Source organism: Prochlorococcus marinus XMU1402 (assembly GCF_017696205.1).
Classification (GTDB): domain Bacteria; phylum Cyanobacteriota; class Cyanobacteriia; order PCC-6307; family Cyanobiaceae; genus Prochlorococcus_A; species Prochlorococcus_A marinus_AC.
Map to the genome: position 1 here is coordinate 318,724 of NZ_JAAORD010000002.1, position 14,691 is coordinate 333,414.

The window sequence follows — 14,691 nt, forward strand, 5'->3', positions numbered from 1 at the left end:
TTGTCAATCTTTATTTCAAGAAAAAGTATTTTTTAGAGGGTTTTCAAGGACAAAAATATGGATTTTAAAACAGATTTACTAAATTGGTAATATAGACTACTTTTGTTGATTTATATAACTTATGTATTACCCACTCGTTTATAAGTTTCTCTGCCGAATTTAAGATTTAATTTATAAATAATGACGAAAATTCATATTGAATTTGGATCAAAGAGAGTTAACCCATAGCCAATAAGTTTGTTTGATGAATAACAATTTAGAAATAATCAAAAACTTTTATTCATCACTAATGATGAATAAAACTATGTTTGAAGTTAATATTAAAAAAAAGAAAAATATGATTTTTCTTAGGTATTGGCTATTCCCTGCATTAATCTCTTTCAGCTGGTTTAAATGGAGATTTCAGATCTATAAAAACGAATTTGAAATTATTGATAATGAGCTGAAAGCATGTGTTGAATGGGGTAAATCCCAAGGAATATTTTTACCTGAAAAACCAAAATATTGGATATTTTTTGTAGTAGAAAGACCTTGGAATTTAGTTTTAATTAATATTATTATCCTGCCAATATTTATTTTGAATATAGGATTAATTTTCCTTTTCTTATCTCCATGGCAAAAGAAAGTTCTAAGATATAAAAAAGCGATGAATAATCTTAAAATCAAATGGGAAAGAGAATTTTTTAAAGGATCATAAATTAGCTTCAAAAAAATTTAAAATAAAAATCTCCATCATTTCTTATTTAGCTCTAAATTAGGATTATGAAAAAGATAAATACCAATTATATTATTTATTGGTATTGAAAAATTTTCTAAATAATAATTCAAATATTTTTTATTATCAGGTGCAATTAATATAAATTCGTCTTTAATAGAATAAATACGACCTATTAATATATTTAATTTGTATCTACAAATGACTATTTCTCCAATATCTAAATCTGCATGATTTTTATTAAATAACTTATAAACTATAATATCTTCTTTACAAATTGTAGGTTCCATAGAATCAAAACCCAAAATTATAGTTCTATGTTTTAATAGTCTATTAATTATTAATCTATAAATAGGATCGAAAAAATTCAAAGGTGATAAGTAGATATTTTTTAAAGTAAAAAACAATAGCCATCTAAAATCTTTGTAATCGGCTGTCTTTTTTTGCCAATAAGGCCAGTTTTTAAATAACTTATTAAGAGGATAATAAATTAAATAACTTAAAAATAACGCAGGAGGAGTAATTGAAATAAGCATAGTAGAAACAAAAGATGGAAGAAATAAAAAACCCAACAAGAATAAGAAAGAGTTACTATCAAACAAATAAAAAATTATTTCTTTTACGAAAAGAAACGAAATTATTACTAAAAGGTATAAACCTATATATTTAACATTTTTATTAATCTTTTTAAACAATTTAAAGATCATAGAACTTAAATTACATTATTCTTTATTACAGTTTTTTTGATAAATTTTTTCTATATTTTTGTTTTCTGGTGATAATTTCAAAGCAATATCAAAATCTTGACAAGCATCACTTATTTTGTTGAGATTTTTTTTCGAGAATCCTCTATAAAAGTAAGTAATTGATTTATCTATATTTTTATCTGCATATTTAATTGCTAAGTCATAATAAAAAATAGATTGTTGATACTTTTTATTATAAAAATATGTATCGCCAAGCAATTGATATGCATACCAATTTCTAATACCTGAATTTGTATACTTTAATAAATCCTTTTCAGCAGAATCATAATCTTCTAATTTCAAATAATTTCTCCCCCTACCCAAGTATGCTTTAGAAAAGGATCTATCTAATTTAATTGCATTAGTATATGCTTCTGTTGATAATTGATAATTTTTTTGTAGAAACAAATTATCTCCAAGTTTCAGATATGCATCTCTTTTTTCAAAATTTTCGAATTTCCCAGATATTATTTTTCTAAAATAAGAAATAGATTCATCATAATTATCCAAATAGTATAGAGCTAATCCCAGATTGAAAATAGCTTTAAAATAATTGGGATCTAGAGTTAAAGCTTTTTCATAATGTGCTATAGCAGATTTATAATTTTTAGCCTTATACTGTTTATTACCTCTAAAAAGAAAGTCTGATTTATTATCAGTTTCACGAATTTTTGAATTTCTAATTACTATCGGATTAAAGTTATCGTATTGTTTACCATAAAAATATATTGTTAAGAATACAATACTAATACCTAAAAATAATTTTATAAGATAAGTTTTTTCTGATTTTAAAAAAGATTTAAATTCATTAAAAATTGTATATATATTTTTTCTATCCTTTTTATTTTTATTATTCTTTCTTACTTCAGAAAAGTTTTTATATTTTTTTTTCAAAGATTTTGATTGCGTTTTTGATTTAGATTTTGATTCAGTTTTCTCCTTGATTTTTTTATTTTTAAATTTAGTTTTTTTGACTTTTATTTTTGCTCCGGCTATGGTTAATGCATTTATATCTTGGCTAATCAAATCTTTTATTTCTGAAACTTCAATAAATAATCTTTTTAAATCTATTGATATTTCAAGAGATAAATCGATATCCAGATCAGAAATATTTCCAACAAGTGTTCTAAGAACAACTGCTAAATTCCTACTTTGTGAATGAACAAGCCCTCTTTGTTCAAAATTTATTTGGATCGGTTTTACATATCTTACCCATTCATCTATGGATTTAATTAACTTATCTGTCATTAAACTAAGTGAAAGGCTTCCTTTATAAAATTTGGGCGAAATATACTTTTCTATAGCGTCAATTTGCATTGATATTTTAACTTCCCCTTCATCAATAATTTGTTTCGCATTTAATTCATATCTATCTACTAATTCTGGAAGTAAGTTATATTCATATTTGCTATCAGAGTATAAGTCGTAAATTATATTTGAAAAAAAATTAGAATATTCAGAAATAGTTAATTTATCAAAGAATTTATTTATTGTTGATATATAAAATCTCCTCAAATTATTAAGCTCTTCATTTAAGTCTTTAGCTTCATTAACAAGTTTTATATTGCTTATTTTTCTATCCTGATTAATTGCTTCAAGTACTTTTTTACTATCAATAAAATCAAAAAAAATAATCAGGTTTTTTATTAAAAATAAACCATCTTCATGTAAATCTGAATTTAAAATTGAATAAGCAAAAAAATTAGCCGCAGATAAATTAGTTAAATCAAAATCAATTTTTTTTATATTTATATTTTTAATAGATTCTAAAATCCTATTTAGATTTTTATTATCTTCACCTAAAAACCAAGAACATTCTGCAAAAATTCTTCTCTTAGGACTACTTAACACAAGTCTAGCTGAGTTAATTTTTGATGAATCATTATTTAGAAGAGCTTCTTCAGAAAGTTTTAATAACTTTCTTTTGTCGTCAGTAGTTTTTGCTTTTAATAAATAAAAAGGATTGTCATTTAAATCCATTTTTAGTTTTAACCCCTCAAAATATTTGCATCATCCAACCTATTCTCGTCATCATCATATATAACTAACTCCCAGAGAGAATTAAGAATTTTTCTTAAATTCATTGTATTTTCTTTAAATATCATTTCATTTCCCTCAGCTATTAGTTTTCTATAATTCTCTTTATCTAAAAAGAGATGAGGTGAATTTTCAAATTCCTTAAATTTTCTAATAATAAATTCATCTTGACGCCAAAGAATTTTAAAATTTATTTGATGAATTTGATTTAAAGATAACTCAAAATTATTATTATCTAATTCGATAGTTTTACTTGCTGAATTATAAAGAGTTTCAACTTTATTAGATTCAGATGTAGTTGAATATTCTTTAGAATAATTATTAAAGGTATTCATAGCTTTTTTTAAATCTAATTTACGAATATCTCTTAGATATTCTTGCCTCACTTCAGCAAGTAATTTTTTGCTCTCTTGAACATTTTCTAAAGATTTTTGAACATCCTCGGGATCATTTACATTGACTTTATTTTTACTTATATAATCAACTTTCTGTTTAGCTTTCTGGATTTTTTCATCTGTTATTACAGTTTCAAGTTGCTCTAAGCGCACCATAAGATTTTCTACTTGATCTTGAGCTAAGTCATACATTGTTTCGGAGGTGTACTTACCATCTTGAATAGAATAAAAATTTTTATTATTAAATATTTCGCCAATTGAAGGTATTTTTAATCCAATTACTATATTCCCAGAGTCTAAGATTTCAAATTCACATTCTAAATCTGAACCTACAGGGATAAATCCTTCATAAAAATCATTTCCAGTTATTTCTAAATTACCAATATATCTATTGTCATATATTGGTGATTTTATTTCTCCTTCCCAAAGCTTTATTTTTATAAATCCAGTTTTACCTGCCTGAAGAGATTGGCTGGTTTTGAAAATCTTTTTTACTTTTTTTGGGAGAAGATCACCTTCTTTGACAATAAAATCAAGAGTAGAGTTTCCGCCTAATCTATCAAGAACTTCGACACCAATTGAGTGAGATGCTGGTATTCCATCAATAGATGCTGCTGTTTTAGTAATTGAAATCTCATTATTCTTTATTTTTATTTCAGTTCCATTCTCATCGAAAACTGAAGCCAAAAATCTATTTATACCACTTTTATAAAGTTGCAACTCCAATGAAGTGCCATCTTCAACTTTTATTCTTCCCGATGACCATCCAGTATCTTTACTTTTAATTTCCAATTCAATATTTTTAGGGGCATCTTTCTCCAGAGAAATTCTAAGCCTTGATTGTTTAGATGGAGTTCTAGCAAGGTAGTTAAATTTTAAGCTCAATTCGCCAATATCATTAATCTCTGCAGAACTTCGTTTTCGTTCTCTATTTATAGAATCCCAATCAATAGATTCGGCAAATATTGATGCCCCTTCTGATACTGCAGTCATAGGATTTAATTCTGTACTTCCTTCAATATTTAGGGATGATGTAATTCTGTCCCTAAGAGGTTTATAGCTTGTCGGTCCCCCAATAAATACAATCTTTTGTATATCCTCCTCTTCTAAACCAACTTTTTTTAATGTTTGTCTAATTGAATCAATTGCTTGCTCCAAATATTCCTCAATAATTGAATTAAAAATTTTTCTATCAATTGGGATATCAAGATATAAAGGCTCTCCATCAAGATCATTTAATCTTATTTCATTTTCTGAAAGTGTAATTAAAGAATTATGTTTTGAAGAAAGTTCAATTTTTGCTTTTTCAGCAGCCCAATTACATAACTTAATCAAAGTCGCATAATCCTTCATATTAGAAAAATTTTTGGGTAGCACAAAGTTCTCCTCTAGCCATGGTTTTATAACTTCTTTAACTAATAATCTATCGAAATCTCTCCCTCCACACATCGCAATACCTCCATGTGAAAGGAGCGATACAGATCCATCTATACTCTCAGCAATGGCAATATCTAAAGTACCTCCGCCAAGATCAAATATCAAAAAAATGCCATCTGAGTTATCTGACCTCATCACACTCATTACAGCTGCAATAGGTTCTTGCATGAGAGCAACTTTTCCTATGCCTGCCATGGAAGCAGCCTTTAATGTAGCTGTTTTTTGTACTTGATTAAAAGCTGCTGGGACTGTTATTACAGAAAATGTATCATCTGAATTTCTCATTTCTTCTGGTAGATAACCATATAAAACACTTAAGATTTCTGAAGAACATTCTTCTGGAGTTTTGCTCAATTCCAATGCTGGAAATTCTATTTTTGTGCTTGTCCCCATAAAACGCTTAAAAAGTTTTGCAGTATTTTCGGAGTTAAAAGGTTCATTATCATAAGCTCTTTGTCCATAATATTTTGTTCTTTTATTCATAAAAATTACTGAAGGAGTTATATCGTTTTGCTCTGGACTTTTCCAAATCTTTACTTTATCTCCATCAAAAGAAGAGATAGAACTATTAGTGGTTCCTAAATCAATTCCAATAAAATTTTTCATAATTAATTAAGTCCAATCAAAACTGTACCAGATCTTTCAAGCAAATCACCACACATAACAACTGGCTCTAACATTTTTGTAATTACAAGCTCTTCAGTACCTTTAAACTCCTCAATATTAATTGCTTTAACAGGCATCCCAATATCAAATTTACTATCTTCTAAGTTAACAAGTTTAATATTTAAAGTTTCTAGAATATTTTCTAATTTATCGTTAAACCATAAGACCTTCCTATTAAATTTTTCTTGATCAGTTATGTCTCTATCTTCTATTAATTCTTCAGTAAATTTTGACAATCGCCAAGATTCAATAGCTAGATCAATTATTTGGTTCTTCAATTTTAAAATTTTTTTATAATAATAAACGATAAGTTTATCTTTGGATTCCAAATTAAAAGAAATAAATATTTATGCAATTAAATTATAGGATTACTAAAAATTTCAATATTAGAAATTTTATGGATAATAAATTCATATTGAAGAATGTTATTCTTACTTCATTCAAACTTTTAAATTTAACCGAGATCCCATGCCACAAAAGGAACCTAGCTACTGGCTAATGAACCATGTGCCAGTAGTCATAGCAATGGATCTCAAAAATCAGATAAATTCCGTCCACACCTCGTCCACACTTTTCGCGATTGACAGTCGATCTAACATAGAGTGATAAAAACCATCTTTTTAAATGGTGAAGTTTTTAAATAAATATTGGAAAAATATATTAGGTATTCTTTGGTGGATTTTTTATTTAAACAGTGGACGGTATCTTCTTACTGGGGAAGGATGGGGTAAAGATGGTGAATCTTCTATTCGTGGTGTTTTTTTAATTCTCTATCCACTAACCTTATTTCATTTAAATAGTATTTTAAAAACAGGAGAGTTCTTTTACTTAAATAAAGAACAAGAGGCTTCATTAACTTCTGCTCAAAGAACATTTGTCTCTTTAACAACACTTGCTTCAGGTCTAGCATTTATATTTTTAAATATGGCTCACGGATTTGTTTTTTTAGGTTGGGTTTATATGCAACTAAATAAATGAAACGCTTGCTACTTGCACCTCTTTCTTATTGGCAGATGTCTATTAAGTATAAAAAATAGCTCCTAAATATAGAACTCTTCTTCCAACCTTTTTCCATAAATGATTGCGAATACTAGATTTATACACCTCGATTTTTTGCCAATTTTCTTGCTTTTTCCTTATTTTTTCGTAAGTATGAGTATATTGGCTCTAATTTGCTCTAAAAAACTGTCACATGGGGGTTAACGATTATGGAAATTCCAGAAGAAATGTTGAAAGAAATTAGAGAAAGTGGATACGATCAAGAGCTTGTATATAACTACATAAGAGAACTATTAAACAGCGATAAACAAATTAATGAAAATAACAATCTAGAGCTTATAGACAATTACTTATTAGACAAAGATCTACAAGAACCTGCTGCTGAGATACAGATGGCAGCAGAGCTCATAGACAATTACTTATTAGATAAAAGATTTATGAGAGAGCTTGAAGATGATAAAGAATATGATGCTGCTTAATTAGATAAAGTACCTATTTTTTCCTATTTATTTAAAGGTTATTCTTTTGAGAAATAACAGGATTAAAACAATGATGAAACTTGCAATCATTTTTTTACCAATTTTATTTGCAGTTATTTGGGCTGCTTTTATAGGGTTAAGAATAAATAAAGTAGAAACTAGAGATGGAAAAAGAAAATTAATTAATTACTAATTGATTGACAGTCGATCTAACATAGAGGGATAAAACCCTCTTTTTTATGAATACCTTAATAGTTTCTACTTTTGATTGTTCTTTTGAAAATTTCGATAAATTTGTAGCCGATTTCCATGAAAAGGAGGGACATAAATATGTCGAAGAATATGAACTCATCAAGGTAAATGACCATAAAAGTCACTTGATACTTAAAGTCAAAGATTTAGAAGGATTTGCTGCTGCTACAAGTACTCCAGAGATGAAAGAGTGGGATAAAGAAAATGGTTATAAAGACATTTGTTATTCACTAACTCCAGTTGAATAAATTGAAACGCTTACCAAGATATGATGTGGTCTGATGAATAAAGATTTAATAAATCATTATTAAATCAATCTTAAGGATTCATGCATAATATTTGAGACCGATTACTTTATTTATACGACAGTTCTGGTGATCGACTCGACCAAGGTTGACCAACTAGATCTTCACTAACCAATGGTCTGCAACACCAAGGTAAATTAACTTTTCTAACCTTTACGGAAAGTAAGTTAAGTGATCAGAAATTAAACTTTCGGGATTAATTCTGAACTATCTTAAAAATTAAGTCGTTTGTAAAGCATGAAGAAGTGAGTAATCACTTTTACTTCCAAAACTAATTTCTAAGAAAATTCTTAATCTGATTATTAAATAGATCTCCTTTCTGTCGTCACCATTAAAAAAAGACCTGTAACAGGGTTTTTTTTTATGTCTTAAATTTTATTGATTTACTGTTAATCCATAAATAACTAAATATTTTTATCTCACTCTTTCACGATCAGTTAATGCTTTTTCAAAAGTAGAAAAAAAAGTAAAAATGCTATTCAATGCAACCAACAAAAGAACTACTGATCTTCCATGTTGATTTAATTGAAGTGTTCTTTGAGTCATACTCTTAATAATCTTCATTGTAATCGGATGGACTACCAGTTAAAGAACAAACAACTGATTCCTCTTTTTTCATTTCTTTTATTTCCATTATTGGTCTGCCCATTTTCTTAAGAACATTTATATCTTCTTTAGTCTGACAGCGAGCAATTATGTTTCCTTTTTGATCAAAGCAACTGTAGTAAGTCATTTTATTAAATGCAATTTAAAGTTTATGGTTGATTTCAGCTGGAACAACGCAACCGACTCATGACAACCATGTTTTTAATCTAAGTCAGCAATAGATTTAAATGGCTAAAAAAAAGATACCTCTTTCCGTACCAATATGTTCATCAAACCGCACACATTAGATACGCAGTATTTTGTTCAAATCAATTAGAACTTATTTAAGACTTAGAAAAATTTACGAAGGAGAATTTATGAGTGGAGATTTTGAGACTCTTGAAATTAATCAACCAAAAATTACATATCTAAAACCAGAAGATAATACAGGATGGTTAGACAAATTAATTAATAATATTGAGGACATGAAGAACAAAATATCAAAAGATTCTTAGAAATTAAAGAAAAGAAACCTTTTTATTAGATCTTTAGTTTGCATGAGAATCAATTCAAAAAAGAATTTAAATTTTGTATTTAAGGTAACCGCTTTTTTCTGAGCATTATTCAGAATAAAAGTCCGACTATTTTTTTATGCAAAAAAATTTAGATGAAAATTCTTATGAAAAAAGAATTGAAAATATAGAAAAAGGAAAATCTTATTTAAAAAGCAATGGATTTTTTAAATCAAAATCAAATCTATTCGAAGACATACAAAAATTTATCTATAAAAGGTAATTTAAAAAAATTTTTTACTTTTGATTAATTAATTCTCTCAAAATGAAGTGGGTACTTGATGCTAAAAACTAAAACCTTCCAAATCCCTTAATTCTTTTTTCTATTTTATATCCTGCTTGTACGAATTGAGTATTATCAGTCCCTACATCATAAAGAGTATAATTTTTTCCTGCCCCAATACCAATAACAGCTTTTTGAGGAACTTTCTGCTCTTTCTTACGATTTCCATTTAAATCTTCTACTTCAGAATTAACAATCCCCTCTGTTAATTCAAAGTGAAACTGTTGTTTACTTCTTGCAGTAAATAATCTGTTTACATGAAGACGTGTAAGTCTATCAAGGAGTGTCAGTGGCGGCGTATCTAGTGTTAAATTTTCGCCAACATTTTTTGAGCTTTATATTTATCTGAGTATTTTTACTTATATGTTGAGTTGAAGACTTTTAATAATTAATGTTTGTTTTGGGTTTATATATAAGTCATGGATAAAGAACATTTAATTGATTTAATATCTAATAGCATTATTTCTGAGATTAAAGATCTCGAAATTAATGAGGAAAAATTGATTGCAAATAATTATTTAAATAATCTGAATTTAAATCAGCTTAGAATAATTTCTAAAGAATTTATTTTGTAATTTTTATTGAATATTTATTTAAATAAATGAGATTTTCTTCACTATCATTTGAATTTTAATAAGTTAATACCTCTTAATATGAATGATTCAGAAGAATTTAAACCTAGCCTTAAACAAATAAATGAGGATATCAGACCTACATGGGAAGATATCAAAAAACAATCAGAAGTTTTAGTTAACAAACTTGGTTGCCCTAGATCATTTGTAGGAGGGATGCTTCATGCAATAGCAAGCGACTTCTCTGATATGAAAACTTGGGAATAAATGAAAAACTTATTACTTACACCACTTTTCAAACTATTCAAAAAAAGCACTTTCCTCTTATCACTAAATCAAAACTCGTGCCCTGTTTTAGATGCTGAAGACATAAAAAAGCAAGAACAGGAAGAAGCTATTGAAAGGTTGTACCCGTAAACTTTTAACAGAAATGTATCAGATCACATATACGATGCAGCACGGTCATATGCACCCCCCATGCCACCCATTACTTTCCTAAATTGTGACTTTGATGGATAATGAATTTATAACCAAAAAAGTTTGGATAACACGTCCTCCAAGCCTTAAAAATCGCCGAGATACCTTGATATGACTGAAGAAAAGTTTTGGCTAATGAAAAGTGAGCGCGTCTAGCTATTACTGGGATTTCAGGGAATCGTAATTTTTTACTCAAACTTTACTCAAACTTTTAAAGACTAAAAAACTAACCGATATTGAGTTCGGTTCGAAGTAAGAAAACCCTGAAACTATTAATCTCTTTTGATGAATAGTCTTCAAATGACAAAGACACAAAGCACAAAAACTACATTAAGTAGCAAGCTAAGTGTCTTGGAAGTAATCTGCATTAATTAAAAAGGTTTTTGTACTCGTGTGTAGGAGTGCGGGGTTAACCTTGAAACCGCTAGGCTCAAGTCCTTACGAAAAGGACAAGTCCTTAGACCACTTATACCGATAAAATATATTCATAACAAGTTTAGGTAACTTGATTCACTAGCCAAAAACTAATGAAAAGGAAGGTAAATTATTTAATAAATTTCTGCTTATAATTCTGGCTTCTCTTCTTCAACTGGCTTCTCTTCTTCAACTGGCTTCTCTTCTTCATCTGGCTTCTCTTCTTCAACTGGCTTCTCTTCTTCAACTGGCTTCTCTTCTTCAACTGGCTTCTCTTCTTCATCTGGCTTCTCTTCTTCAACTGGCATCTCTTCTTCAACTGGCTTCTCTTCTTCAACTGGCATCTCTTCTTCAACTGGCATCTCTTCTTCAACTGGCTTCTCTTCTTCTTCAGAAAATCTTCTTTTTAAAAATTCAGAAATTTTTTGGAAAAGATCCTTTAGGAATTCAAAAATTTTATACAGAATGTTTTTCATAAATAAAATTCCCTATTAGTTTTACGAGATAAAACTTAAACAAAATTAAACACATATTTCTTTTCAAAGCATTCCGAAAAAATACTTAATTCTTTTTTTAGAAAAAAATATTTTTGAAATTATCTTGGATGTCACATCTAAGAGCTGAATTGCAGTTCAATTTTTCATTTGCTAAAAAGATAGAGCGGGCTAAAGTCCAATGCTCCACGAGGATTTAGTCCGCTGCCGAAAGGTGAATCTATCCTAATTAAAGTAACTTTCTGCTAGTTTTGATAAGTATATTGATTACTTGATAAATATTTTTTGTATATTGCTATTACAAAACTAATAAGGTTATCTAGATTAGTTACTAAATCCTCGTGGAGAAAGCTTTAGTTAACTTCTTTTACTGGTTACTAATAAAATCAGCTATATCACATTATGGTGAGTCATTGGTTCCAGTAGAAGTTCCATCTAATTCAACCAAACCTTTTTCTTAATTTCTAATGGCAGGTATTAAATACTTTAATCAAAAGCTTAGTTAAACTACCTTTTTTATTTTAAAACTAGAATTAATACTCCAAAAATTAAAGTAGAGGCAACAAATCCAACACCAACTAATCCAGCAATTATTCCAGTATTAAGATAGACCTTTACTGTTGCTAATTCCTTCCCTTCTCCAATAGTCCTCATATTTTAAATTTCTTTTTTGATAATCTAATGCGTTCATGTTCTTATCGAGTATGGCAAAAGGAGAATTAGTAAATTTCATGGCATAACACCTCTAAAAAAAATAGTTTATTGAATATTTAATAGATATGAGATTTTATTTATCTCAAGTAACTAGATCCTCTATAAGTAAGCTTTATTGTTTTCTCTTCTTGGCTCTTGCAATATACGAAAGATTTGCCGTTAAAATACATGTTTACCATTATGCAGCTCCTGGTCTTGATCAAGTCCCCGTCCTATGGCTTGATTCGTACTGCGGTCTATCTAATAGTAGATCGGACGATTTGGTAGCATTTACTACACTTTATTTATAGAGTATTTATACTCATTTGTCAACCCTTAAGATTAAAATTCTCAGTCGCAATAGACTAAACAATGCTGATTAGTTGGATGTTCTCTACATTCCCTCTTCCAATAGTCTTCAAATAAATGGTTATCTCTATCAAGATTTCTTGTTATTTCTTCCATTCTGTTTCCAGCATAATTAAATGCTTTTAGGTATCTTGGAAGGATTGTGAATTGATTGAATAGTTTCATTTAGACCTCCTAGATCTATACTTATATTGTCCTCCTATAGCCTTGAAATTTATAGGTCGGTTTGAGGAACTATTAGGTACGGGAAGAGGTATATATTTTGAATCAAAAAATACTAAAGCAGTCCTAAAATTAATACATGGTTGTCATGAGGCAGTTGCAGGGATACAACTGAAGCCAACCATAAATTATTAGAGATCAATTCAAGATTTAAAAGACACTCATTATTTAAAAAGAAATCTTCTCCACTTTAGATAAAACTAAAATAAATCAGGATTTGAAAACAATGTAATCATAGATACCAACAGGTATTTAGCTAATTGATTATATATTTAACACACGAGTTAACCCGTTCCAATTTGTTGACTCTGAGGTTTTACCGTTGATTCCTTATCTTCTGAAAGTTGTTCCTTGCAGCTTTAGATTAAAAAACGGTCTTTATTTAATCTAAACCATGCAAAAGAAAATCGTAAAAAAATATGCTGAATTAATGCATCAGGCGCAACAAGCTACTGGAAGAAAAGAAGCAGTTGGACTAATACATAAAGCAGCAAAGTTAAAAACTAAATTTGATAATTACGAGATGATGTGATCATCTACAAAGCAATTTTCCCAAATAAGAATGTCATTCTTAAATAAATTCTCGATTAAAGATATCATTCTCTCAAGCAAAGAGGCATATCAAAAGGAACTCAAGAACAACGGTGTGGGTTCACAAATAGGTAAGTCATTATTTAATAAATTCTCGATTAAAGATTTTTCCTTCAATATTTCCAACAGATAAGCGTAATTTATAAAGGGGTACCGTCATGATATATAGAGGAAAGGGGTACACTTTCCTAAATAGAAACTTTGATGGATAATAAATTCATATTCAAAGAAGTTACCCAAACTTTACTCAAACCCTATATATTCGCCGAGATCCTATGGTACAAAAGGAACCTAGCTACTGGCTAATGAAAAAAGAGCGAGATGCATTTTGCTAGTCATAGCAAGGGTTTTATTTTTTACAGAAAATTCCATTCGAACCTCATTCGAACTTTTTTTACTCTAACCACCTTTCCTCACCAGTAAATATAATAACTGGTCCACAATCAATAGAACCGTCAGTTTGCCGGTCGTAACCAACATCTACGGTATATTTAAAATTATATATTTGAGCTTTATTTTTATCACTTAAATTCCAGCATTTTTCTTCATCAAGGAGGTTAAGAGGATAAATAATTATGTCACCTGATTTTGTGAAATATTTTTTTCCAGTTTCATCAGGATATTCTCCTGGTCCTAAAGCAGCTTTGAATATAGCGAAATACGTACCATCCTCTAATTGCAAAACATCATTTCTTTCAGGTTGCCATTTATCTTTATTTTCATAATCATCAATAACTTCTAAAGGATCGCCTATAAAATATACGCCTTTTGGCAAACATCTTTGTTCATAAATTATTTCTTTATATTCCTTTCCATTTTTTAGGGCTTCTTTTTGATATTTTTTGGAAGCTTTTTTAGCTAATTCATATAGTGGAAAATATTCTTCAGAATAATTACCAGCCATATTAGCCGCCTCAAGAAAATACCAATCTGGTGCCGGTTGTGTTCCTTTTAAGAGATAAAACTTTTCGTTTAATAAGAGTGCATTAAACAAGCCTTTTTCTATCAAAAAATTAATAGCTAAAATACACTGCCTACAAGCAACTGCAATTGCCAGTGCTATTGGCAAAAGTAAAGTGACAAATAAATTTGAACTTTGGTTAAATCTTGAAACTACAAAAGCAATAATTAATGACCACGCAATTAAATATAAAAATTTTTTAAGTAACTCAGAAACTTTGTAGTTTTGAAAGTTAGTAAATTTAATAAATTTATTAAATTTTTCTTCATCAAAAGAAAAAGATAATCTATATACAAAAATATAAAGAAGAAGGAAAATAAAAACGTAAGGATAAAATTTTATATAAAAAGCACATATAAAAAGCCCTAAATAAAAAAAATCTATAATGTTTATAGATGGTAGAAATTTTTTAATTAATTTCATCTTT

At 28.5% G+C, this 14,691-nt stretch carries 22 protein-coding genes; 12 read left to right on the top strand and 10 right to left on the bottom strand.

Annotated elements, in window-relative coordinates:
• Positions 1-244 precede the first annotated feature (244 nt).
• Positions 245-697: a hypothetical protein gene (locus tag HA141_RS07960; RefSeq protein WP_209118614.1), complete on the top strand. Its 453-nt coding sequence runs from the start codon at positions 245-247 to the stop codon at positions 695-697.
• Positions 698-732: 35 nt separating this feature from the next.
• Here the strand turns inward: HA141_RS07960 and HA141_RS07965 are convergent, their stop codons facing one another.
• The 4 genes from HA141_RS07965 to HA141_RS07980 form a co-directional block, all read right to left on the bottom strand.
• A complete protein-coding gene (locus HA141_RS07965; RefSeq protein ID WP_209118616.1) occupies positions 733-1,251 on the bottom strand; it encodes a S24 family peptidase in 519 nt (172 codons plus the stop codon).
• A gap of 186 nt (positions 1,252-1,437) precedes the next feature.
• The gene (locus HA141_RS07970; RefSeq protein WP_209118618.1) at positions 1,438-3,441 is read right to left on the bottom strand and encodes a tetratricopeptide repeat protein; all 2,004 of its coding nucleotides are present in this window, start codon (positions 3,439-3,441) and stop codon (positions 1,438-1,440) included.
• Between the two features lie 8 nt (positions 3,442-3,449).
• On the bottom strand, positions 3,450-5,936 hold the full coding sequence (locus HA141_RS07975) for an Hsp70 family protein (protein WP_209118620.1): 2,487 nt from the start codon (positions 5,934-5,936) through the stop codon (positions 3,450-3,452).
• A gap of 2 nt (positions 5,937-5,938) precedes the next feature.
• Positions 5,939-6,274 (bottom strand): hypothetical protein, encoded by a 336-nt coding sequence (locus tag HA141_RS07980; protein WP_209118622.1) that lies wholly within the window; start codon positions 6,272-6,274, stop codon positions 5,939-5,941.
• A gap of 346 nt (positions 6,275-6,620) precedes the next feature.
• Here HA141_RS07980 and HA141_RS07985 point away from each other — a divergent pair, with 346 nt between their 5' ends.
• The 4 genes from HA141_RS07985 to HA141_RS07995 all read left to right on the top strand — a co-directional run bounded on the left by HA141_RS07985 (position 6,621) and on the right by HA141_RS07995 (position 7,974).
• Complete coding sequence (locus HA141_RS07985) at positions 6,621-6,974, top strand: hypothetical protein (protein ID WP_209118624.1); 354 nt, start codon at positions 6,621-6,623, stop codon at positions 6,972-6,974.
• 230 nt (positions 6,975-7,204) lie between these two features.
• Positions 7,205-7,474 carry a hypothetical protein gene (locus tag HA141_RS07990; RefSeq protein ID WP_209118626.1) on the top strand — a complete coding sequence of 90 codons (270 nt, stop codon included), beginning with the start codon at positions 7,205-7,207 and terminating at the stop codon, positions 7,472-7,474.
• A 70-nt stretch (positions 7,475-7,544) separates the two neighbouring features.
• Positions 7,545-7,667 carry a hypothetical protein gene (locus tag HA141_RS09755; protein WP_257471681.1) on the top strand — a complete coding sequence of 41 codons (123 nt, stop codon included), beginning with the start codon at positions 7,545-7,547 and terminating at the stop codon, positions 7,665-7,667.
• 46 nt (positions 7,668-7,713) lie between these two features.
• Positions 7,714-7,974, top strand: coding sequence for a hypothetical protein (locus HA141_RS07995; RefSeq protein ID WP_209118628.1), 261 nt, complete (start codon positions 7,714-7,716; stop codon positions 7,972-7,974).
• Between the two features lie 471 nt (positions 7,975-8,445).
• Here HA141_RS07995 and HA141_RS08000 read toward each other — a convergent pair whose 3' ends face one another.
• On the bottom strand, positions 8,446-8,595 hold the full coding sequence (locus HA141_RS08000) for a hypothetical protein (RefSeq protein WP_209119250.1): 150 nt from the start codon (positions 8,593-8,595) through the stop codon (positions 8,446-8,448).
• On the bottom strand, positions 8,582-8,764 hold the full coding sequence (locus HA141_RS08005) for a hypothetical protein (protein ID WP_025926966.1): 183 nt from the start codon (positions 8,762-8,764) through the stop codon (positions 8,582-8,584). The genes HA141_RS08000 and HA141_RS08005 overlap by 14 nt, the downstream gene beginning before the upstream one ends.
• Before the next feature lie 172 nt (positions 8,765-8,936).
• On the opposite strand from HA141_RS08005, the gene HA141_RS08010 reads away from it, so the two are divergent.
• The 3 genes from HA141_RS08010 (at position 8,937) to HA141_RS08020 (ending at position 10,310) form a co-directional block, all read left to right on the top strand.
• Positions 8,937-9,131, top strand: coding sequence for a hypothetical protein (locus HA141_RS08010; protein ID WP_209119252.1), 195 nt, complete (start codon positions 8,937-8,939; stop codon positions 9,129-9,131).
• Between the two features lie 759 nt (positions 9,132-9,890).
• The gene (locus tag HA141_RS08015; RefSeq protein WP_187151099.1) at positions 9,891-10,046 is read left to right on the top strand and encodes a hypothetical protein; all 156 of its coding nucleotides are present in this window, start codon (positions 9,891-9,893) and stop codon (positions 10,044-10,046) included.
• 48 nt (positions 10,047-10,094) lie between these two features.
• Entirely contained in the window at positions 10,095-10,310 is a 216-nt protein-coding gene (locus tag HA141_RS08020; protein ID WP_209118630.1) for a hypothetical protein, read from the top strand.
• A gap of 773 nt (positions 10,311-11,083) precedes the next feature.
• Here the strand turns inward: HA141_RS08020 and HA141_RS08025 are convergent.
• Positions 11,084-11,410: a hypothetical protein gene (locus tag HA141_RS08025; protein ID WP_209118632.1), complete on the bottom strand. Its 327-nt coding sequence runs from the start codon at positions 11,408-11,410 to the stop codon at positions 11,084-11,086.
• 534 nt (positions 11,411-11,944) lie between these two features.
• Positions 11,945-12,082: a hypothetical protein gene (locus HA141_RS08030; protein WP_158078879.1), complete on the bottom strand. Its 138-nt coding sequence runs from the start codon at positions 12,080-12,082 to the stop codon at positions 11,945-11,947.
• Between the two features lie 188 nt (positions 12,083-12,270).
• Between HA141_RS08030 and HA141_RS08035 the strand changes: the two genes are divergently transcribed.
• Positions 12,271-12,432, top strand: a complete 162-nt coding sequence (locus HA141_RS08035; protein ID WP_209118634.1) for a hypothetical protein — start codon at positions 12,271-12,273, stop codon at positions 12,430-12,432.
• 40 nt (positions 12,433-12,472) lie between these two features.
• Here the strand turns inward: HA141_RS08035 and HA141_RS08040 are convergent, their stop codons facing one another.
• Positions 12,473-12,655: a hypothetical protein gene (locus HA141_RS08040; protein WP_079296299.1), complete on the bottom strand. Its 183-nt coding sequence runs from the start codon at positions 12,653-12,655 to the stop codon at positions 12,473-12,475.
• 42 nt (positions 12,656-12,697) lie between these two features.
• Here HA141_RS08040 and HA141_RS08045 point away from each other — a divergent pair, with 42 nt between their 5' ends.
• The 3 genes from HA141_RS08045 (at position 12,698) to HA141_RS08055 (ending at position 13,436) form a co-directional block, all read left to right on the top strand.
• A complete protein-coding gene (locus tag HA141_RS08045) occupies positions 12,698-12,847 on the top strand; it encodes a hypothetical protein (protein WP_158516825.1) in 150 nt (49 codons plus the stop codon).
• A 259-nt stretch (positions 12,848-13,106) separates the two neighbouring features.
• Positions 13,107-13,244 (top strand): hypothetical protein, encoded by a 138-nt coding sequence (locus tag HA141_RS08050; RefSeq protein ID WP_187151428.1) that lies wholly within the window; start codon positions 13,107-13,109, stop codon positions 13,242-13,244.
• A gap of 30 nt (positions 13,245-13,274) precedes the next feature.
• Entirely contained in the window at positions 13,275-13,436 is a 162-nt protein-coding gene (locus tag HA141_RS08055) for a hypothetical protein (RefSeq protein WP_209118636.1), read from the top strand.
• Positions 13,437-13,697: 261 nt separating this feature from the next.
• On the opposite strand, the gene HA141_RS08060 is transcribed toward HA141_RS08055, so the two are convergent.
• Complete coding sequence (locus HA141_RS08060) at positions 13,698-14,687, bottom strand: hypothetical protein (RefSeq protein ID WP_209118637.1); 990 nt, start codon at positions 14,685-14,687, stop codon at positions 13,698-13,700.
• Positions 14,688-14,691 lie beyond the last annotated feature (4 nt).